Origin of the sequence: Bacillus cereus group sp. BfR-BA-01524 (assembly GCF_022662595.1) — a bacterium.
GTDB lineage: Bacteria > Bacillota > Bacilli > Bacillales > Bacillaceae_G > Bacillus_A > Bacillus_A thuringiensis_S.
On the sequence record NZ_JAKUDW010000015.1, the window covers coordinates 12,284 to 31,725 of the forward strand.

Sequence of the window (19,442 nt, forward strand, 5' to 3'; positions counted from 1 at the left end):
AATTATATTTTTCAGTTTATTCTGTTTTTTGATAGGAAGGGGAGATAGCGTTGAAGAGAATTTCTTATATTGAAGATTTCGAGAAATGGGAAAGTGGATTTTCATTTTACAATCCTGTAAAGGTCCGTTTTGGTGAAGTAGATATGTTTGGACATGTAAATAATGTCGTTGCTTTTACTTATTTTGAAGAAGCTCGTATCGCGTTGTTTAAAGAACTTGGATTTATGCAAGAGTGGACACATGCATCATCAGAAACGATGATCGTTGTTGCGGATTTACAATGTAATTTTATTAAGCAAATATATTTTGATGAACAGTTGAAGGTGTATGTAAAGGCAGGATCGGTTGGGAATTCTTCTTTAGATTTACATTATATGGTGAAGAATGCAGAAGGAGAGGTTTGTTTAGTAGGTCGTGGAATGATGGTTCAAGCGTCAAAAAAAACAGGAAGAGGCGAACCATGGCCTGAAGAATGGAAGAAGAAATTACTACAATGATAGAGTGAAAGAAAAATAAGAGAGCAATTTGCTCTCTTATTTTTTGTCTTCCATCGCTTCTTCTAATGTTAAGTGATGTTTATATAGGTATGTAGCGTATGGATTACCAACGTAGCGTAAGTGCCATGGTTCATATGCATATTCTGTTGTATCTGTTTTATCTTCTAAGTAACGGATGACAAAGCCGAATTCATGAGCGTGTTCCGCGACCCATTTTCCTTCTGCTGTCTCTCCAAAGATAGGCTCTAATTGAAATTTAGCTGTTTTTGAACTAATATCCATTGCTAAACCTGTTTGGTGTTCACTTGTACCAGGAATTGCGCTTACTGAATTAGCCTCAGCTTTTCCTTGACGTCTAACGTATGTATCATGCAACGATTTTTGGCGTTTGTATGAACGATAACCAGATACAGCTGTAAGATCAAGCCCTTCTTTTTTCGCAGCTTTGAACATGTTTTCAAGTGCCTCTGCAGCATCTTTGCGTAGTAATGTTTTTTCTTTATCTTTTGGACTAGTAAATGGTACGTTTGGTCTTGTTAAGTCCTCAGGAGTGTATCCATCTGGCAGTTTTCGATGTTTATTAATTAAGACAAGATTCGATTTTTGATTTGTTACAACTGAAAAGTCATTGTCTATTTTCTTTGCATTATGATCAGCTTTTGGAAAATCAGGGATTTCTTCTTTTGGGTGGTTAGTATGTTTTTGACTTTCGACAGCTTTCGCTTCATTGTGTAGTGGTGATTTAGAACCAAAGTAAGTGAAAGATGTGATACCGATTACAATAGTAGTGGCAGAAATAATTATTATCTTTTTCATAATGCCTTGTAATCACAGTCCCTTCTTAATAAAATGTGTATCGTTTTTTATTATAAATCTAGTTTGTTGGAAAAGGAATATAAGAGTCATAAAGTAATAGAAATGCAAAGAAAATGTCAGAAAATGTGTAAATTTGTAGTATTTTTTTATATAATTCATTTCTTATCTTTCATGAATTGCATTTTTTATGTAATATATATACATAAGAAGATGTAGCGATTATCGAGAATAAAGAACTTCTTGTATAGACTAGGAGTGAATGGGAATGGATTTTGCAACAATTATTGGACTTGTTTTAGGATTTTTAGCAGTGGTAGTAGGGATGGTCGTCAAGGGCGCTGACGTAACAGCCTTATTAAATCCTGCCGCAGCATTAATTATTTTTATCGGTACATTTGCTGCAGTATGTATTGCATTTCCGATGAATCAACTAAAAAGGGTTCCAAAACTATTTAAAGTTCTTTTTGGTTCAAATAAAAAGGATTTAAGTTATGAACAGTTGCTAGAATTATTTGTTCATTGGACATCTGAAAGTAGAAAATACGGTATTTTGTCTTTAGAGCAACAATTAGACAAAATTCAAGATGAATTTCTTTTGCGCGGTATGAAATTTGTGATTGATGGCGTATCCGCAGAAGATTTAGAGCAGATTTTGGAATCTGAATTAGAGGCAATTGAAGAAAGACATGCAAAAGGAGCTGCTATTTTTTCACAAGCTGGTACGTATGCACCGACATTAGGAGTTTTAGGTGCTGTTATCGGTCTTGTAGCTGCGCTTGGTAACTTAACTGATATTGAAAAGTTAGGTCATGCTATTTCGGGTGCGTTTATTGCAACGATTTTTGGTATTTTTTCAGGTTATGTATTATGGCATCCATTTGCAAATAAGTTAAAGCAAAAATCTTCAGCTGAAATTGAGAAAAAACGTTTAATCATTGATTGTTTATTAATGTTACAAGAAGGTACATATCCGTTTATTATGAAGAACCGCATTTTAGGTGCACTTTCTGCAACTGAGCGTAAAAAGCTAGAAAAAGGAGCAGAAAAAAATGCGGAGTAAGAAAAATAGAAGAGGCAAAAAGAAAAAACATGATGAGCATATCGATGAAACGTGGTTAATTCCATATTCTGATATGTTAACGTTGTTATTTGCATTGTTTATCGTTTTATTCGCAATGAGTAGTATAGATGCTGCGAAGTTTAAACAGATGGCAGTTGCTTTTCGAAGTGAATTAGCTGGGGGAACAGGTAACAAAGAATTTTTAAGTGATCAAAAGCCAAATGAGGAAAAAGAATTATCAGCAAGTAGCCTTGAGGCAGAACAAGCAAAGAAACAAGAAGAAGCTAGAGCTAAAGAAAAAAAAGAGATGGATGAATTGAAAGCATTACAAAAAAAGATTGATCAATATATTAATGAAAAACAATTATCCTCTTCTTTTCAAACTAAATTAACTGAAAAGGGATTAATGGTGACAATATTAGAAAATATACTGTTTGATTCGGGGAAAGCAGATGTGAAATTAGAATCTTTAGGGATTGCAAAAGAGATGTCTAGCTTACTTGTTTCAGCGTCACCTCGTGAAATTACAGTATCCGGTCATACGGATAATGTCCCAATTGCCAATGCACAGTTTGCGTCGAATTGGGAATTAAGTACGCAGCGGGCAGTTAATTTTATGCAAGTATTACTACAAAATAAAGAATTACAACCAGAAAAATTTAGTGCGATTGGTTACGGAGAATACCGTTCAATTGCTCCGAACGATACACAAGAAGGAAAGGCAAAGAATAGACGTGTGGAAGTGTTTATCTTACCTTTAACAGAGAAAGCAAAATAAAGAGGATGGCGAATGCCATCCTCTTTATTTTGCATCAAATGATTTTAAATTGTCGCGACGGATTTTATCTTTTTCCGTATCTGATTTTTTGAAATCATAATCATATAAAGCGCCTTCCCAATCGCCATACATTGGATTCGGGAAAATAATGAATTTCTCACCAAATTGTGCTTTTGAATCTTCTACTGTTTGGTTACGATCTTTTACAGATTTTCCATCAAAACCTGTGAAATCAGATAAGTTATCACCGAAGAATAAGACAATATCATGAGTTTGAGAAACGAGTTCACGACGTTTTTCTTTTCCTTTTTCTTTCGGATCTTGTAGTAATATATGTTCTTTCGTTGCTTGAGGAGCACCTACACGCTCAAGATTTTTAATTGTTGCATCTAGTTGATTCGTTTTACGATTTGAGATGTAGTAAATATCTACACCTTTAGACTCTGTATATTTTAAGAAATCAATTGCGCCTGGAAGGGCTTCAGCCTCAGCTTTATTAATCCAATCATCCCATTTGTAAGGATAGCCTTTGCCTGTTTTTACGCTCATTGCTTGATGAGGACTGTTATCTAAAACAGTTTCGTCTAAATCAAGTACGATAGCAGGTTTTTTCTCTGTCCCTTTTGCAAGGACTGCATCAAGCTTTAATTGACCGATATTGTACCCTTGGTAGTAAAGTGCTTTCGTTTCGCCAGCTGTTTGATACCATAAATCAGCCATTAATTGCTGTTCTGTTAATTTTACTTTCTCTTCTTTCGCCACTGTTTTCTCTGGTGTTCCTGAACATGCTACAAGTGATGTAGATAGAACCGCTACAGATAATAAAGTGGTAATGCCCCTCTTCATCTTCATATGTATCCTCCTTGATGTTAGAAAATCATTTTATATTATATATTAAAATATAATATTTTTATATGAACATTTGCATATTGTCTTTTGTATATATAGTAGTATGTCCTATATTAGAAAGATGAGCAAAATAATAATAGTTATTTTGACAAGTTTTATTGTCGTAATGACAATTATAATTGACAAAAAGAGTTTTGTTATTTACAATTTTAACTAAATAGAACAAATGATGGATTAATGACGGTGTTTACATATAAGGGGATGAAGTGTAGTGCTATATTTTGTCTTGAATAAACATAGTCTTTGAAAGAGAATACGAATGATACTAAAGGGGAGGCTTTATACTTTGAGTTTACAAATTCAAAACTTAACGAAACAATTTGGGGAATCAAAAGCAGTTAACGGTTTACAAATTTCGTTACCAAAAGGTGAAGTACTAGGATTACTTGGACGAAATGGTGCAGGGAAAACAACAACAATCAAAATGCTTCTCGGATTATTAACGCCTAATGAAGGTTCGATTACGTGGGATGGAAAAACATTTGGGGGTAGTGGCGTAACAATTGGGTATTTACCAGAAGAAAGAGGTTTATATACAAAAAGTAGAGTAATAGATCAGTTACGATATTTTGGTAGATTAGAAGGAATGTCGAAGAAAGAAGTAGATCAAGCTATTGATCATTGGTTAGAGCGTTTAGCGATACCAGAATATAAATTTAAAACGGCTGGAGAGCTTTCAAAAGGGAATCAGCAAAAAATCCAATTAATTGCTGCTCTTCTTCATAATCCGGAACTTCTCATTTTAGATGAACCATTCAGCGGCCTTGATCCAGTTAATGCCGGGATGTTAGCTAGTATTATTGAAGAACAAGTACAGATCGGAAAGACGATTATTTTATCAAGTCATCGTATGGAACAAGTAGAGGCTTTTTGCCAACATGTATGTATTTTGAAAAAAGGTGAAGCAGTCGTAAAAGGACAGCTAAGTGATATTAAGAAAGAATACGGTTTCCGTAATTTAACGATTGAAGATACAGTAGAGAATGAAAAAGGATTAGAAGCTATACATGTATCGTATGAAAAACAACAAGGCCTTCTTTATGTGAAAGTACAAGACGATGCGGAAGCTCTCAAGATTTTGCAACAGTTGCAAGAGCAAGGTGTTAGCTTACGACAATTCAAAATGTTAGAGCCGACGTTAAATGAAATCTTTGTAGAGAGGGCGAAATAACGATGCGTAAATTTTCTCACGTATTTTCATTTTATTTTAGGGAAGCGTTTTTATCTAAAAAATCATTAATTACGAGTGCGATTTTATTTTTAGTTGTGTTTGGGATTTTTGCATTTAATCATTTTACTTCAGGCGATGATAAAAATAAGGATAAAGATAAAATTGCAGTTGTAGTAGAGAGTTCCACATATAAAGTACAAAAAGATGAGCTAAATAAGCTATTGCCATCAGCAAAAATAACACTTGGTTCAAAGGATGATTTTGATAAACTGCATAAGCAAGTAGAAGAAGGCGATTTAGATGGTCTATTCCATGTGACAGAAAAGGGTGGGGCTCCATCGATTACATATATGTATAATGGATTTCCAAGCCAAGCAACTTCTGCAATTATGGCAGGATATTTAAAGCAACAATATACGATGGTGACGATTGCCAAAAATAATGTTTCACCAGAAATTGCACAGCAATTACAAACAGAAATTCAAGTAAAGCAAGAAGCGATAAAAGATCGTACATCTTCTTTCGGAATTGCCTATTTCTTTACATTTGCTTTATATATGTTTATTGTAGCGTTCGGAAATACAATCGCAATGAATATTGCATCTGAGAAGGCGTCACGTGTAATGGAAGTAATGCTTCCGAAAGTGAAGCCTCTTACGATGATGTATGCGAAAATTTTAGCGGTTGTTTCAACGGCTTTATTGCAACTTGTCATATTGGCGTGTGGTTATCTTATTCCATATTTGTTAGGTTGGGTCGATTTAGAAAGTGCCTCACTATTTGGTATTCCAATTGACTTTACGAAATTAGATGCAAAGGTTATAAGCATGTTTCTTGTTTATTTCATTACGGGATATTTACTTTATGCAATGATGTATGCTGCTGCTGGAGCTGTCGTGTCTAAGACGGAGGATTTACAAGCTGTATCTTTCCCGGTAATGATTTTAATTATGGCTGCATTCTTCATTAGTATTAAATCATTAAGTGATCCGAATAGTACTATCGTTGTTGTAAGTTCTTACGTTCCATTTTTTACACCGATGGTTACCTTCTCACGTATTGTAGCTGGTGAAGCAGGTATGCTAGAAATTACGATAACATTAGCAGTCTTATTGGCGACAATTGCGATATTAAATGCTGTTACAAGCCGCATTTACGTAAATGGTGTAATGAATTACTCCGACAAAGTGAAATTTAAAGATTTAGCGAAATTTATAAAGCGTCAATAATGAGAGAAAAGCATGATTTCCTATTGAAATCATGCTTTTTCTTTATGTATAAATTAAAAATAGTATATAATAATAAGAGTCGTCTTTTAATAGAATGAATAAAAAGGAGGGTGTGCAGATGGGGATTAGTAGTCGTTTTACAGTAGGTGTTCATATGCTGACATTACTTGCGATAGATCGAAACTCTCGCTGTACCTCTGAATGGATTGCCGGTAGTGTGAATACAAATCCAGTTGTGATTCGTCGCATTACAGGAATGTTGAAGAGAGCAGGGCTTGTTGATGTACAAGCTGGTAAAGGTGGTACGACACTTGCTCGAGATTTAGAAGAAATTACATTACTTGATGTATATAAAGCGGTGGAAGTTGTAGAAGAAGGACAGCTATTTTCCTTCCATGAAAATCCCAACATTGAATGTCCAGTAGGAGCTAATATTCAATCAGTATTAGAAATTATTTTAATGCAAGCGCAAGAAGCGATGGAAAACGTGCTTGCAAATGTAACGGTAGATCAATTAGTTACAAATTTAAAGTCTAAAATGAAAGAATAAAAAAGCGAGCTTCCTCATAATGAGGGCTCGCTTTTTTTTATTCAGAAATATTGAAAATTCTATTTTTCAGTATTTAAAATGAATTTACCTACGATAGCTGCGAAGATACCACCAAGAATTGGTGCTACGATGAATACCCATAGTTGAGAAAGTGCTTCTCCACCAACAAATAAAGCTGGTGCGATACTACGAGCTGGGTTAACAGATGTTCCAGTTAACGGAATTCCTAATAAGTGGATTAAAACTAATGTGAAACCAATTACTAGTCCAGCTAAAGAAGAACTTCCTTTTTTACCTGTTACAGCGACGATAACTAAAATAAATACGAAAGTTAAAATGAACTCAACTAAAAATGCTCCAGATAAACCAAGAGTTCCGAAACCATTTTGTCCTAAATTATCTAAAGGTGTTTTAGCAGATTTTAAAATTGTTACTAACGTTGCAGTTCCTAATAAACCACCTAAAATTTGAGCTAATACATAATAACAAAGTTCCATAGCGTTCATTCGTTTGTTGATGAACATAGCTACTGATACTGCTGGGTTAATGTGACATCCAGAAATTGTTCCGATGCTATATGCCATAGCTACAATAGATAAGCCGAAAGCCATAGCGATTCCTAATGTTCCAATTCCTTCGATTCCGCCGCCAGTGACAGCTACTCCAGTTCCGAATAATACAAGTACAAATGTACCAATAAATTCAGCGATTGCTTTTTTTAACATAATTTACCTCCTATTAATGCGCATGAAACGTATTATAACATACGTTTTAGTATAAACAGCCAATGAAATACTATTCTGATAAGGCGAAATAGGGGGACAATAAAAAAGAGTATGGTTCATCTCTATAGAACCATACTCTTTTTTTTATGCTGATTTTTTCTGTTTAACGGCTGGAATAGATCGGTTTAAAATACTATTTGCAACCATTCCTAACATAATAATAATCATTCCAAGTAGGGAAAGCCCGCCAGGAAACGAACCATTCAAGAAAACAATTTCTCCAAGTACGGTAAAGACCATCGTTCCAGCTTGCGTTGCTTCAACAGCTCCAAGTAAAGCCAGGTTATCTTTTGCTAAGTCAGTAGCAAAGAAAAATGTCATCGTTGCAATAACGCCGGAACATAATGCTAACAAAAATCCTTGAAGCATTTGGCTAGATGTTGGAATACCCGTAGTAGAAAATCCGTATACACCAAGCAAAATTGTTATAGGAAGACTTCCAATTGCCATTCCTAATACACGTTGGAACGTATCAAGGCGTCCGCCAACAAGCTCCATCATTTTTCGGTTACCGAACGGATATAAGAAAGCGGCTAATACGACAGGTAAAAAACCTGAAATGAACTGAGTCATTGTAATATGGCCTGCGGCAGTTGCTTGCATACAAATTACACCAAGTAAAATAAATAAAGCAACATATAAGCTACGAAGTGGAATTTTTCCACGTACAAGTTTCGTACCTGATTTTGTTTCTATTTTCACAAAAAATAGTGGTGATAGTAGTAAACCAGCTAAAATCGTAACTTGCCAAGTTCCAGCAACGAGCCAAGCTGGAGAAAAGACAGCTGCGAAACTTAATAAAGAATAAAAACCAATACCGGCAACAGAACCCCATCCGATCCACGCCAATGGATGTTTTTTTAACTCTTTCCATAATCCCCTAAAGTTTTTGCGAAATAAAACGATAAGGAATAAAATAGGGAGAGCAAATAAAAAACGGAAGGAAGCTGTCCAAGCCCAGCTTGTTCCAGATACATTCATTGCTCTATTAATAATAAAGGTTGCAGAAAAAAAGGCCGATGATAAAAGACCTAATAAAATTGCGCGCATGAAGTATAGCACTCCTTTCGAAAATAAATAATTATGTATAGTATGATATACTTTAATTGAATAAAAGTAAACTATTTTATACTTTGAGGTGGTTTTATATATGAAAGAAAATGAAGATATGCAAACGAAAGAAGTCATTCAACAAGTTGGACAGTTATTGAGACAAATTCGAAATGAGCAGAAATTAAGTTTAGAAGAATTAGCTCATAAAACAGGAGTTAGTAAATTAACATTAGGAAAGATCGAAAGAGGAGAAACAAATCCGACGCTAGCTGTCATTTGGAAAATAACGAAAGGGTTATCAATTCCTTTATCCAGATTAATGGTTGTCGGAGAACCTGTAGCCGTTGCGCGCTGTGGAGAAGGATTTGCAGTAGATGTAGGACAAGCATGGCATTTAGAAACGATGTTCCGTTATACGAAAGAAACAGGGATGGAAATGCATCGTGCTTGTTTACGATCAAATAGTATATATGAACCAGAAGCTCATCATGAAGGTGCGATTGAGCTTGTAACGGTAATGAAAGGGAAAGTGTCTATTCAAGTGGAGAATGATGTATATGAATTAAATGAGTTTGATTCCATTCAATTTGAAGCGAATAAGAAGCATATTTATAAAAATGAAGAAGAAGAAGTGGCGGTATTACATTTAACGATGAAATATTCTTCATGAAAAAATCCCCTATAGAAAAATCTATAGGGGGTTTTGTATACACTATGCTCAAATATATGAAAGAATGTTATTAGTAAGAGCGTGGCATAAGTAATAAACAAATAAAATAAACTAAAAACCCCGTCCCAAAACATAAAACTGCAATGACCCAAAGTATGCGAATGAGAGTAGAGCTAATATCAAAATATTCTCCTAAACCACCGCATATACCAAATAGCATTTTATCAGTTTCGGATTTACATAATCTTTTTGACATCTTCCAATACACTCCTTTTTATAGCAAACTCTATACTTCTATTCTATATGGAAATCTATGAGGAGACTATGAGGTTGTATGACATTTTTTTAGGGAACAGTCATATTAATTGTCTTAATTTTCAGTTGATATTAAAATTATAGTAAGAGGTAACTTTTAATAAAGGGTGGGGAAATAGAGATGACGGTATATTGGTTGACTAATGTAACGCTTGAATCGGGGTATACATATGAAGAGGGGAGAATTTCACAAACAGAAACAGAATTATGCAGTTTACTTATTGAAGATGGTCGAATTAAAAAAATTATAAAAGGGATTGTTCAAGAGGAAGATATAGTAACTTTTGATGCTAAGCACTTATTAATGTTGCCATCTTTCAAAGAGATGCACATTCACATTGATAAAACATATTATAGTGGCCCATGGAAAGCTTGTATGCCAGCAGAAAGTATTTTTACACGTTTTAATGAAGAAGAAAAAATTTTACCAAAGCAATTAGCAACTGCCCAAAATAGAGCGGAAAATATGCTAGAGTTACTACTGCAAAATGGTGCAACGAATATTAGAACGCATTGTAATGTTGATCCAATTATTGGGCTTGGTAATTTGGAGGCGACGTTAGCGGCATTAGAAACATATAAAAATCGAGTGTCTAGTAGAATTGTTGCGTTTCCGCAACATGGATTATTACGCAGTAATTCTGTGCAACTCGTGAAAGATGCGATGCGTATGGGTGCGCATCTAGTCGGAGGAGTGGATCCAGCTACAGTGGATAATGACATTGAAAAATCATTACATACAATTATGGATATCGCAGTCGAATTTAATGCGGATGTTGATATTCATTTGCACGATGCGAATAATCTTGGAACGTTTACGATGAAGAGATTGGCAAGTTTAACAGAAGAAGCAGGATGGCAAGGCCGTGTAACTATTAGTCATGCACTTGGACTTGGTGGTGTTACTGAGAAAGAGGCTGAAGAAGTGGCAGAAACACTCGCAAATGTAAATATTGATATTACTTCTACGGTGCCAATTGGTAAACAAGTAATCCCAATTCCGTTATTAGATAAAAAAGGTGTTAAGGTTTCATTAGGAAATGATAGTATTACAGATCATTGGTCACCGTTTGGAACAGGTGATATGCTTCAAAAGGCGAATCGATTAGCAGAGCGTTTTGGGTGGAGTGACGAAAGGTCTTTAGGAAAAGCACTTCGCTTTATTACAGGAGGAAAAGAAACGTTAAATAATGAAGGGAAGCGAGTATGGCCGAATGTAGGGGATGAAGCGAGTTTTGTTTTGACAAATGCGACATGCGCTGCTGAAGCAGTAGCGCGTCAAACAGAAAAACGTTTAGTCGTGTATAAAGGAAATATTGTTGTTGGAAGTTTAAATGAGGTGGAATTAAATAATCTTGTGTAGAAGAATCGTTTAAATATTTTGAGGAGGGTTCTAATGGTAAGTCTAGAACTCTTCTTTTTTATTCTTACAATATATTTTTTATAGGAAAGCTAGAAGGGATGAAAATTTTGGACAATCAACATAACCAAAAACATATTATGGGAACTTTGCAATGGTTTATATTTTTATTAGCAAATTCAATCGCATTACCAATTGTCGTTGGCGGATTATTTCATCTTACGACGGAAGAAATATTTTATTTAATGCAGCGTACGTTTTTTGTAGTTGGTATATCTTCTTTTTTACAAGGATGGCTTGGGCATAGACTGCCAATTGCGGATGGGCCGGCTGGATCTTGGGTTGGTGTATTTACCGTACTTGCTTATGCAACGGCCGGACAGGATCAATTACATAGTACACTGCAAATTTTAGAATTAGGAATGATAATCTCCGGTGTTATTTTAATAGGATTGGGAGTAACTGGTTTTATAGGGCGTATTTTATTTTTATTTACGCGGCTTGTGACAGGGACGTTTTTACTTTTATTATGTTTACAATTAAGTGGTGTGTTTTTAAAAGGAATGCTAGGAATTACAGCTACTATTTCTCAAATCGACGGATTTACAGCAATAATCGCGTTTAGTATATTTCTGTTCGTTATTATACTATCTAATTTTGGAAAAGGCTTTGTCAAAAGTTATGCAGTTTTAATAGGATTAATTAGTGGATGGATTATTTTTCTCATTGCAGGGAAAGTGACAATCCCATCTCAAGTAACTCATTTTGTGCAACTTCCACATATATTTGCTTGGGGACTTCCAAAATGGAATACAGGTATGGCAGCATCCAGTTTCGTTATGGTATGTATTTTAGTTTCGAATACGGTGGCAGCTATTATAGCAATTAATCAAGCAACTATTCATAAAGCGACTATTGAACAAAAACAGTTGAAGGATGGGACGTGGGTTGGGGGGATTTCACATATCATCTCTTCCGTATTTTCAACTGTAGGTGTCGTTCCGTTACCAGCAACGGCAGGATTTATACGTTTAACAAAACAAAAGTATATACGATCGTTCTTAATGGCATGTGCGTTACTAGTCGTAATGTCTCTTTTTCCAAGTATTATTCGTTACTTAGCATCTTTACCATCTGCTGTCGCATCGGCTGTTTTAATGGCTTCGTTCGTACAGTTAGTTGGAATTGGATTTAATAATATAAAACAAGTGCCGATGAGTGAAAGGAATGTAACGATTTTAGGCGTTGCAGTATTATTTGGCAGCGGCGTTATGTTTTTACCGTCTGGAGCACTCCAATCCTTGCCGTCTGTTATGCAATATATATTCGGTAATGGTTTATTTGTAGGTACAGTTGTAAGTATATTGCTAGAACAAATATGGCGCGCTGGAAAGTAAGTGGATAAAAAGAGTGTACGCACTGTATAAAAGTCTAAAATAACATAGGAAATAAAGCCCATTTTCATTCACCACCTGCACATTTCGTTCATACAATATCTTGACTAAATAAACACCCAACTTACACATACACAGCTCTGGCTTAAGCAAGGAGGGTTATACCAGTTGAAGGAAAAAGCGTATCAATCTAAACCTTTACTCACAAAGAGAGAAAGAGAAGTATTTGAATTACTGGTTCAAGATAAAACAACGAAGGAAATTGCAGGTGAACTTTTTATAAGTGAAAAGACAGTTCGCAACCACATCTCAAACGCAATGCAAAAGCTAGGGGTTAAAGGACGTTCACAAGCAGTTGTGGAGCTTCTTCGTATGGGAGAGCTCGAACTATAAGAAAGCAGCCGACTTTTATACAAAGAGTCGGCTATTTTTCTGTTTGCTTCACTTGCTATATGAATGATAAGAACACTCCATACATAAATAGGTAATAAGGAGGGGATATGTTGAAAAGGATACTGTTAGTTTCAACAAGTGCTCATGATATGAATGGACACCCGACTGGTTTGTGGCTTGAAGAGCTCGCAGCTCCTTATCAATTATTTAAAAAGTCTAAGTTTGATGTTGATATTGTGTCAATAAAAGGTGGGAGAGTACCTATAGATAGAGTGTCTATTCCGAATGGTATACCTCGCGAATTCAAGCACGTAGCTTCTTTATTGCAAAATACGAGGCCGATTTCGAATGTTCATTTTTCGGATTATGATGCGGTTTTATTTGGTGGTGGGCACGGGGCGATTGTAGATTTTCCAGGTAATCCATATGTAGCAAATTTAATTGAGAATATGTATAACAATAACCGGATTGTAGCGGCTGTTTGTCACGGAGTAAGCTCCTTAGTCGGTGTGAAAAATAAGGATGGCTCGTTTTTTGTTGCCGGTAAGCGTATAACAGGTTATACAAACGATGAAGAAAAAGCTGTACATTTAGAAAAGCACGTTCCGTTTTTGTTAGAAAGTAAGTTGAAAGAAGAAGGAGCTTTGTTTTATGTAGCTCCCAATTTTACGCCGCATGTGGTAGTAGATGGGCATTTAATTACAGGACAAAATCCACAGTCTAGCGTGGAAATAGGTAAGGCTATAAAAAGGGCTGTAAATAAATTATAGAAAAAGTACCCGCTACTAACAAAGGTAGTGGGTATTTTTATCCCGCTATTTGCCGAGCAGCCCGTAAAAGCCCAATTGGTGAGGGTTGATTAAAGTTTCACTTTATCCTAAAATTCCCCCCTCAAAATTGGTTTGTAACCGTCCAGTTGGTGATAATGGATTATAGTTTTTTATGTATAGTATATGAAAATGTAATAAACTAAAAAGGCGTAATAAGTATAATAACTTCATTTATAATCATTCGTGAATTTGCTATACTATTTTGTATGGACAAAAGGGGAGGCTCTTTTAAATGAGAAAAGTCGCATGTGCAAATACTTATATTAATAAAATAAAGCCCGTTATTAGAAAGACGAGTTTTAGCCAATTGAAAATAGATGAAATTGCGAAATATATGGATATTAGTAAAGCTACTTTATATAAACGTTTTTCTTCGAAAGATGAAATTATTGAGGCGGTAGTAGAGGATTTCATGAATTATCTACTCGAAGGTGATGTGGATAATCAAGATGAAAGCATGTCTTTTGCAGAACGTTTCCAAAAGACGTTTATCCACTCTTTAAAATGTGTGACATATATTTCGGATGTTTTTTTGCAAGATTTGAAAGAAGCATATCCGCATTTGTCAGATCAATTAGTCGCTGCACAACAAAATCGTAATCATAATTTGCAAATGTTTTTTGAAGCGGGTATGGAACAAGGTTATTTTAATAAAATGAATGCACAATTATTTATGGTACAAGATGATGTGATGTTACGACGTATTATAGATCATTCTTTTTGTATTCAGTACGATATTACTTTAAAGAAAGCGATACTTGATTTTTATCAATTAAAGAAGTATCAACTTTTTAAACCAGAGTATATAGAAGCAATTGATGATTCTGAAATTGAAAAAGAAGTTATTGCTATTTTGCAAATGATTTCGTAAAAAAGCAGATCTCCCTTAATAGAGGGAAATCTGCTTTTTTTAGTACATATTATTTTTGCAACTGTTTTAATACTAATTCGGCTACTGGACCACCTGAAGCTGGGTTTTGACCAGTGATAACACGATTATCTTCTAGAGCAAAAGCTTCCCAAGGCTGTGCAGCTTTTTCGTAAAGTCCTCCATTTTTAATGAGTTCATCTTCTGTTAAAAATGGAACGAATTGATCTAATTCAGCTAATTTTTCTTCTTCATTTGAAAAGCCTGTTACCTTCTTACCGCTAATTAAACGATCCCCATTACTTAATGTAATATGAAATAAACCAGCAGCTCCATGACAAACGGAAGAAACAATACCGCCGTTTTCATAAATATTGCGGCTAATATTTTGAAGTTCTTTATTTTCTGAGAAGTCCCAAATAACCCCGTGACCACCTGCGTAATAAATAACAGCGTAGTCTTCTGGATTCACTTCACTTGGTTTCATTGTAGAACCGAGGCGATTCATAAACTCTTTCTTTTGGTACCATTCCCAATCGATGCTCTCCGCCATTGCTAAACTATGTGGATCAATTGGTGTATAACCGCCTTGTGGACTGACGTAATCAACTTCGTAACCCGCTTCTTCTACTTTTTTTACGAAATGTACAGCTTCACCGAGCCAAAGTCCGGTAGCCCTATTTAAATTTGGGTATTTTTCTACGCTTGTTAATACAACTAACATTTTTTTCTTCATCATAATCCTCCTATAATGTCTCTTCTATATAAAAGTTCTGTATTCGTTTCATTTTATTAAGTTAAAAAATGCAAATTTGAATAATCATGCCAGTCCTCCTTATATCAGCTTCGAAATTAGTGTATAATAACTTTTGAACAAAGTAAACTAAAAAAACTAAATTAGTTTACTTTGTATGTTTTTCGTTGACAAACTGTAATGCTGAAACTATGATAGTTCCATGAATATCGAACAATATACGTGTTTCGTTTCGAATTCAATTTATTGCACGATAAATTAGCACCATTTATACATTTAATGAAGTTGTTTAGTGGTGATACAACATTTAAATAACTTCATTTTTTTATCTATAGTTTGACAGTTTTAAAATTGCAATCAGGAGAGTGTTACACATGGGGAAAGATATAAGTAACCATTCGAAATGGTTTGTTTTTACATTATGTTTTATTGTTTTGTTAGGACCGATGAACGCTGTGTTATTTAATGTAGCGCTAGAGGATATTGCTAATGATTTATCAATTAGTCAATCGAAAGTAAGTTGGGTTGTAGTAGGGTATTCTTTAGTCGTCGGTATCGGTTCGATGATATATGGAAAACTGGCTGATCGTTACAGTGTAAAAAGGCTATTAATTATTTCTATTATCATATTTGTAGCTGGTTCTATTGTTGGGTTTGTGAATCAATCTTATGAGATTATCATTTTCGCAAGGCTAGTGCAGGCGAGCGGAGGAGCAGCGTTTATTGCGCTTAGTATGATTGCGGTGGCTAAATTAGTTGCTCCAGCTAAAAAACCGGGTGCGTTAGCAATGATTAGTTCTTCTATTGCATTAGCGGTTGGTATTGGACCTTTAGTTGGTGGGGCAATTACAAATACGTTAGGGTGGCCGTATTTATTTTTATTTATGGTTATTTCAATGGTTGGTATTTTCTTGCTCGTAAAATTTATGCCAGAAGAGGTGCAACATACCGATGAAGTGTTCCACTTTGATTTCATTGGAGCATTTTTATTATTTGTATTGATTACGACCGTTTTATTAGGAGTGAATATTAATAGTTGGCTTTTTGTGTTATCTGTTGCTTTCCTATTTTTATTCAAGGCTCATATGAAGAGAGCAGAGTCGCCGTTTATTGATATTGAGTTGTTTACAAATAAACCATTACTGCGTTTAATAGCGGTCGGATTTATCATTAATGTGGGTTATGTGCTAGTTTATTATTATTACCATTACTGTTAGGAAGAGGGCACGGATTGTCTCCGTTCGTTATTGGAATTGTATTGTTTGTTGCATCTCTCTTTGGTATTGTATCTAGTTTTATTACCGGAAAGATTATTCCTGCGTTTGGGAATGTGAGGATGATGTATGTAGCGTCTGTAGTTATGATCATTGGCTTTTTAATTTTAGGGATTATTCCAGACGGGAACTTACTCTTTATTTTATTTGCGGTTATTTTAACATTTATGAGTTATTTGGCAATTCAAGTATCATTAAACACATTTATTCCGAAAACATTAAATCCAGCTAAAGTTGGAGTTGGCCTTGGTTTATATAATTTAATTAACTTTTTCGGTATGGCATTCGGACCAGCTGTAGCGAGCAAAATTATGGAATCTACAAATAGTTATCGATTGAATTTTATTTTGATCGTCATTTTAATTTCTGTTCATTTCGTCTTATTAATGGGAATGTCTTCTTTTCAAAAAAAGATGGAGCAATGAATATGCACTTTATATAGAAGAAACCGACTTTCTTATAGAAGGTCGGTTATTTTTCTATCTTGCAAATTATGAAAAAAAGGAGCAAAATAAAAAAGGTCCTAGTCTATACATGGGCAAATGAAAATTTTCATACAGAAGCATTTGAAGTGAGCGAACTTAAAGTGTGTAAAATATAATGATAAACATAAAAGATGATGAATGAGAAAACGGGTGATGAAGTTGAATAGAGCAATCGGTGTTATCGATTCAGGAGTTGGCGGTTTAACAGTAGCGAAGGAATTAATTCGTCAGTTGCCGAAAGAACGTATCATATATTTAGGAGATACAGCACGTTGTCCTTATGGTCCGCGTTCTCGAGAAGAAGTGCGTCAATTTACGTGGGAAATGACGGAGCATTTACTAGATTTAAATATCAAAATGTTAGTTATTGCGTGTAATACAGCAACTGCGGTTGTATTAGAAGAGATGCAAAAACAATTACCAATTCCAGTAGTGGGAGTTATTCACCCAGGATCACGTACAGCTTTAAAAGTGACAAACACGTATCATGTTGGGATTATTGGAACGATTGGAACTGTGAAAAGTGGTGCATACGAAGAGGCGTTAAAGTCTATTAATAACCGTGTTATGGTAGAAAGTTTAGCTTGTCCACCTTTCGTTGAACTTGTAGAGAGTGGGAATTTCGAAAGTGAAATGGCGTATGAAGTTGTAAGAGAAACGCTGCAACCACTGAAAAGTACCGATATTGATACACTTATATTAGGGTGTACACACTATCCAATTTTAGGACCTGTTATTAAAAAAGTAATGGGAGATAAAGTACAACTAATTAGTTCTGGTGATGAAACAGCACGTGAAGTAAGTACAATCTTATATCATAGTAAAATGTTGAATGAAGGAGAAGAACAAAGCGATCATCTCTTCTTAACAACAGGAAAAATAGGCTTGTTTAAAGAAATTGCATCAAAATGGTTCGGTCAACCGATTGAAAATGTGAAGCATATTCATTTAGAAAAAGAATAATAGTAGAATTCATATAAGTGAGCTCCTGAGAAATCAGGAGTTTTTTTGTTTTATCTTGCTATTTGCTGGGCAGTTAGAACCTCCACTGATTAAAGTTTCACTTTATAAGAGGCACAGCTTGTTCTAAAATGTGAAACGGCTCGTATACATAATAGTACAAACTTAGATTTTAGGGGGGAATGGCATGCCTAAATCCACTTTTAAATGGGTTGTTGGTGCTACTGTGAGCGCTGTTTTACTAACAGGGTGTGGCTTTATAAATCAGGAGAAAGCAACTGAACAAATTGATCCGCCAAAACAAGTTACGTATACAGAGGGTGGGAAGAAAGAAGTAGCTAAAAAAGATAAGCAAGGGCAAATGGTAAATAGAGAACTATACCTTGTTGATAAAAATGGTTATGTTGTACCACAAACGTTAGCTATACCTACTCCGAAAGCAAATGAGACTGTGAAGCAAACGTTAGAATACCTTGTGAAAGATGGACCGGTAACGAATTTATTACCGAATGGGTTTCGTGCAGTCATTCCGGCGAATACAACGATGACTTTAGATTTGAAAAAGGACGGGACGGCAGTTATTGATTTCTCTAAAGAAATGAAAAACTATGCGAAAGAAGAAGAGCGTCAAATCATTGAATCTATAGCGTGGACGTTGACGCAATTTACAGAGATAAAACAAGTGCAGTTCCAAATAAATGGTGAGAAATTGGCGAAGATGCCGGTTGCTGGTACACCGCTTGGTGAAGGAGTGAGCCGTGCAAATGGTATTAACTTCGATGATGAACAAGTAGCAGATGTAACGAATACAAAACCAGTCACACTATATTTCATGGCGCAAAATAATAATAAACAGCAATACTACGTACCAGTCACACGCCGCGTTGCGGAAGGAAAAGAAAATGATTATGCAGCAATTATAGATGAACTTGTAAAAGGTCCGATTCATCAATCGCTCCTGAATGATTTTAATCCAGGCGTTAAGCTTATTACGAATCCGAAATTACAAGACGGAAATCTTACATTAAACTTTAATGAAAATATATTTGTAAACCCAGATAAAAATATGATTTCAAATTACGTATTGAAGTCGTTAGTTTTATCTTTAACAGAAAAGAAAGGTGTGAAAAATGTTTCTATTGAAGTGAATGGAAAAGCAAATCTTATAGATGAAAAGGGCGGAAAGTTAATAAAACCTGTAGATCGTCCAGAAAACGTGAATACAGGTAGTTTTTAATCTTGAATAATTTGATATACTTAAGTAAGAAAGGAGAATTGCTTTTTGGGTTCT

At 35.1% G+C, this 19,442-nt stretch carries 20 protein-coding genes and 1 pseudogene; 15 read left to right on the forward strand and 6 right to left on the reverse strand.

Annotated features, from left to right (window positions below; all coding sequences use genetic code 11):
* Positions 1 to 50: 50 nt before the first annotated feature.
* On the forward strand, positions 51 to 497 hold the full coding sequence (locus MR170_RS07315) for an acyl-CoA thioesterase (RefSeq protein ID WP_000822727.1): 447 nt from the start codon (positions 51 to 53) through the stop codon (positions 495 to 497).
* 36 nt (positions 498 to 533) lie between these two features.
* Here MR170_RS07315 and MR170_RS07320 read toward each other — a convergent pair whose 3' ends face one another.
* On the reverse strand, positions 534 to 1,313 hold the full coding sequence (locus MR170_RS07320; protein WP_016080147.1) for a M15 family metallopeptidase: 780 nt from the start codon (positions 1,311 to 1,313) through the stop codon (positions 534 to 536).
* A gap of 265 nt (positions 1,314 to 1,578) precedes the next feature.
* Between MR170_RS07320 and motA the strand changes: the two genes are divergently transcribed.
* Both motA and motB read left to right on the forward strand, forming a co-directional pair.
* Entirely contained in the window at positions 1,579 to 2,373 is a 795-nt protein-coding gene (gene motA, locus MR170_RS07325; RefSeq protein ID WP_000344862.1) for a flagellar motor stator protein MotA, read from the forward strand.
* Positions 2,363 to 3,151, forward strand: coding sequence for a flagellar motor protein MotB (gene motB / locus MR170_RS07330; RefSeq protein WP_016080148.1), 789 nt, complete (start codon positions 2,363 to 2,365; stop codon positions 3,149 to 3,151). The genes motA and motB overlap by 11 nt, the downstream gene beginning before the upstream one ends.
* Before the next feature lie 24 nt (positions 3,152 to 3,175).
* On the opposite strand, the gene MR170_RS07335 is transcribed toward motB, so the two are convergent.
* On the reverse strand, positions 3,176 to 4,003 hold the full coding sequence (locus tag MR170_RS07335) for a 5'-nucleotidase, lipoprotein e(P4) family (RefSeq protein ID WP_016080149.1): 828 nt from the start codon (positions 4,001 to 4,003) through the stop codon (positions 3,176 to 3,178).
* 343 nt (positions 4,004 to 4,346) lie between these two features.
* Between MR170_RS07335 and MR170_RS07340 the strand changes: the two genes are divergently transcribed.
* The 3 genes from MR170_RS07340 to MR170_RS07350 all read left to right on the forward strand — a co-directional run bounded on the left by MR170_RS07340 (position 4,347) and on the right by MR170_RS07350 (position 7,010).
* Positions 4,347 to 5,231, forward strand: coding sequence for an ABC transporter ATP-binding protein (locus tag MR170_RS07340; RefSeq protein ID WP_043935305.1), 885 nt, complete (start codon positions 4,347 to 4,349; stop codon positions 5,229 to 5,231).
* Positions 5,232 to 5,233: 2 nt separating this feature from the next.
* Positions 5,234 to 6,460, forward strand: a complete 1,227-nt coding sequence (locus MR170_RS07345; protein WP_016080151.1) for an ABC transporter permease — start codon at positions 5,234 to 5,236, stop codon at positions 6,458 to 6,460.
* 118 nt (positions 6,461 to 6,578) lie between these two features.
* Complete coding sequence (locus tag MR170_RS07350) at positions 6,579 to 7,010, forward strand: Rrf2 family transcriptional regulator (protein ID WP_000512998.1); 432 nt, start codon at positions 6,579 to 6,581, stop codon at positions 7,008 to 7,010.
* A gap of 59 nt (positions 7,011 to 7,069) precedes the next feature.
* Here MR170_RS07350 and MR170_RS07355 read toward each other — a convergent pair whose 3' ends face one another.
* Positions 7,070 to 7,735, reverse strand: coding sequence for an aquaporin (locus MR170_RS07355; RefSeq protein WP_000913213.1), 666 nt, complete (start codon positions 7,733 to 7,735; stop codon positions 7,070 to 7,072).
* 144 nt (positions 7,736 to 7,879) lie between these two features.
* Entirely contained in the window at positions 7,880 to 8,845 is a 966-nt protein-coding gene (locus tag MR170_RS07360; protein ID WP_001201639.1) for a DMT family transporter, read from the reverse strand.
* A 100-nt stretch (positions 8,846 to 8,945) separates the two neighbouring features.
* On the opposite strand from MR170_RS07360, the gene MR170_RS07365 reads away from it, so the two are divergent.
* On the forward strand, positions 8,946 to 9,518 hold the full coding sequence (locus tag MR170_RS07365) for a helix-turn-helix domain-containing protein (RefSeq protein ID WP_016080152.1): 573 nt from the start codon (positions 8,946 to 8,948) through the stop codon (positions 9,516 to 9,518).
* A gap of 70 nt (positions 9,519 to 9,588) precedes the next feature.
* Here MR170_RS07365 and MR170_RS07370 read toward each other — a convergent pair whose 3' ends face one another.
* A complete protein-coding gene (locus tag MR170_RS07370; protein WP_000044337.1) occupies positions 9,589 to 9,774 on the reverse strand; it encodes a PspC domain-containing protein in 186 nt (61 codons plus the stop codon).
* A 180-nt stretch (positions 9,775 to 9,954) separates the two neighbouring features.
* On the opposite strand from MR170_RS07370, the gene MR170_RS07375 reads away from it, so the two are divergent.
* The 5 genes from MR170_RS07375 to MR170_RS07395 all read left to right on the forward strand — a co-directional run bounded on the left by MR170_RS07375 (position 9,955) and on the right by MR170_RS07395 (position 14,681).
* Complete coding sequence (locus MR170_RS07375; protein ID WP_048564854.1) at positions 9,955 to 11,196, forward strand: amidohydrolase family protein; 1,242 nt, start codon at positions 9,955 to 9,957, stop codon at positions 11,194 to 11,196.
* Between the two features lie 98 nt (positions 11,197 to 11,294).
* Positions 11,295 to 12,590 carry a purine/pyrimidine permease gene (locus MR170_RS07380; protein WP_242307843.1) on the forward strand — a complete coding sequence of 432 codons (1,296 nt, stop codon included), beginning with the start codon at positions 11,295 to 11,297 and terminating at the stop codon, positions 12,588 to 12,590.
* A 165-nt stretch (positions 12,591 to 12,755) separates the two neighbouring features.
* Positions 12,756 to 12,980: a spore germination transcription factor GerE gene (gerE, locus tag MR170_RS07385; RefSeq protein WP_000659484.1), complete on the forward strand. Its 225-nt coding sequence runs from the start codon at positions 12,756 to 12,758 to the stop codon at positions 12,978 to 12,980.
* 107 nt (positions 12,981 to 13,087) lie between these two features.
* Positions 13,088 to 13,750 carry a type 1 glutamine amidotransferase domain-containing protein gene (locus MR170_RS07390; protein ID WP_242307846.1) on the forward strand — a complete coding sequence of 221 codons (663 nt, stop codon included), beginning with the start codon at positions 13,088 to 13,090 and terminating at the stop codon, positions 13,748 to 13,750.
* 292 nt (positions 13,751 to 14,042) lie between these two features.
* Positions 14,043 to 14,681, forward strand: coding sequence for a TetR/AcrR family transcriptional regulator (locus MR170_RS07395; RefSeq protein WP_001233034.1), 639 nt, complete (start codon positions 14,043 to 14,045; stop codon positions 14,679 to 14,681).
* 49 nt (positions 14,682 to 14,730) lie between these two features.
* Here MR170_RS07395 and MR170_RS07400 read toward each other — a convergent pair whose 3' ends face one another.
* Positions 14,731 to 15,414, reverse strand: a complete 684-nt coding sequence (locus MR170_RS07400) for a type 1 glutamine amidotransferase domain-containing protein (RefSeq protein ID WP_029443377.1) — start codon at positions 15,412 to 15,414, stop codon at positions 14,731 to 14,733.
* Between the two features lie 392 nt (positions 15,415 to 15,806).
* On the opposite strand from MR170_RS07400, the pseudogene MR170_RS07405 reads away from it, so the two are divergent.
* The 3 genes and pseudogenes from MR170_RS07405 (at position 15,807) to gerM (ending at position 19,388) form a co-directional block, all read left to right on the forward strand.
* Positions 15,807 to 17,131: pseudogene (locus MR170_RS07405) on the forward strand (MFS transporter).
* A gap of 213 nt (positions 17,132 to 17,344) precedes the next feature.
* Positions 17,345 to 18,154, forward strand: a complete 810-nt coding sequence (gene racE / locus MR170_RS07410) for a glutamate racemase (protein ID WP_000774005.1) — start codon at positions 17,345 to 17,347, stop codon at positions 18,152 to 18,154.
* Between the two features lie 184 nt (positions 18,155 to 18,338).
* On the forward strand, positions 18,339 to 19,388 hold the full coding sequence (gerM, locus tag MR170_RS07415) for a spore germination protein GerM (RefSeq protein WP_001126744.1): 1,050 nt from the start codon (positions 18,339 to 18,341) through the stop codon (positions 19,386 to 19,388).
* Positions 19,389 to 19,442: the final 54 nt, after the last annotated feature.